This is a genomic window from Pedobacter sp. AK013, assembly GCF_014205835.1.
In the GTDB taxonomy this organism is placed as follows: Bacteria; Bacteroidota; Bacteroidia; order Sphingobacteriales; family Sphingobacteriaceae; genus Pedobacter.
Genome location: NZ_JACHCQ010000028.1, coordinates 1 through 1378 on the forward strand (window position 1 = coordinate 1; position 1378 = coordinate 1378).

At 37.2% G+C, this 1378-nt stretch carries 2 protein-coding genes; both read left to right on the forward strand.

The features are described from left to right. Window positions 1–143 precede the first annotated feature (143 nt). Window positions 144–911, forward strand: a complete 768-nt coding sequence (locus HDC90_RS17835; RefSeq protein ID WP_184468819.1) for a 5'-nucleotidase, lipoprotein e(P4) family — start codon at window positions 144–146, stop codon at window positions 909–911. 57 nt (window positions 912–968) lie between these two features. Continuing rightward, the gene (locus tag HDC90_RS17840; RefSeq protein WP_090983263.1) at window positions 969–1187 is read left to right on the forward strand and encodes a hypothetical protein; all 219 of its coding nucleotides are present in this window, start codon (window positions 969–971) and stop codon (window positions 1185–1187) included. Window positions 1188–1378: the final 191 nt, after the last annotated feature.

Here is a 1378-nt window from a genome sequence, read left to right on the forward strand (position 1 = left end):
TAGGTGTGGTAACTCAAATATAACACTACAAAGGGTAGACTTAAAGCTACCCTTTTTTATAAACAAAAAAATATTTCTCCGGACAACAGTGAAATGAATTCTGCATCACAAGAGTTTATATCTTTGAATCTTAATTCCAAATCATGAAAAAATACTTATTCATTATTATATCGTTTTTATTGGCATTTGCAGCTACAGCCCAAAATCCGGCAAGAGATTATACCAATGCTGTACTTTGGCAGCAAACCTCGGGCGAATACAGGGCCTTATGTTTCCAAGCTTATAACTTTGCCCGTTTATCATTAAAAGAAGCTTTATGGGCTGATACCAGTAAGAAGCCAAATTGTGTGATCGTTGATATAGACGAGACGGTTTTAGACAACTCGGCTTTTCAGGGACATGAAATTAAAAAAGGACTGAGTTATGTACCAGAAGATTGGACCGAATGGACAAATCTGGCCCAGGCCGATACCGTTCCGGGTGCTTTGGCTTTTTTAAAGTTTGCAGCATCAAAGAATATCGAAACCTTTTATGTAAGTAACCGCAATGAAAAAGATTATACTGCAACATTGAAAAATCTGCAGCACTTTGGCTTCCCTTATGCAGATGATGCACATTTGATAGTCTCGAAAGGAACCTCAAATAAAGAACCCCGTCGCCAGAAAATTACTGAAACGCATAATATCCTCCTGTTATGTGGCGATAATTTAAGCGATTTCAGCAACATTTTTTATCGCGAGAATAAAAATACCTTTGAAGAGGTAAATGTAAATCAGAACCTATTTGGAACCAAGTATATCGTGTTGCCAAACCCCATGTATGGCGATTGGGAAAAGCCTTTGTATCAGGGCGAAAAGCTTAGTGATAAAGATAAAGCGAAACAAAGGTTAGAGCGATTAAAAAGTTACTAAGTTTTATAATTATTCAGCAATAAATATTACTTTTGCAGCATCATAAAAATAAACATTATGGAGAACAACGAATTAAAGCACAATACAGAAAGTATGAAAACGGCTAACCAGCCAGGAATTTATAAATTAATGATTTTTGGTGTACTGGTTTGCATAGTAGGTACTTACGCGCGTTTCGCTTACGATTCGTGGCAAGTATCTTTAGCATCCTGGATTGTTTTGTTCATCGGTGCAATTATTGCCATTAAAGGTGTATTCAAAATATTAGACGCTTAAGCGTTCTACTATCAAAATATAAAGCCGATTATGTTCATTCATCATCGGCTTTTTTGTGAACAAACCTATCAGGTTATCAAAACCTGATAGGTTTAGCCATCCGCTTTGCCTCAAACATTCGCTGCTCGTTACTGTCTGGTTTAAATTACTTAGGCAGACCTTTCTATCCTAAACCCGACAGCCGCGGCAGC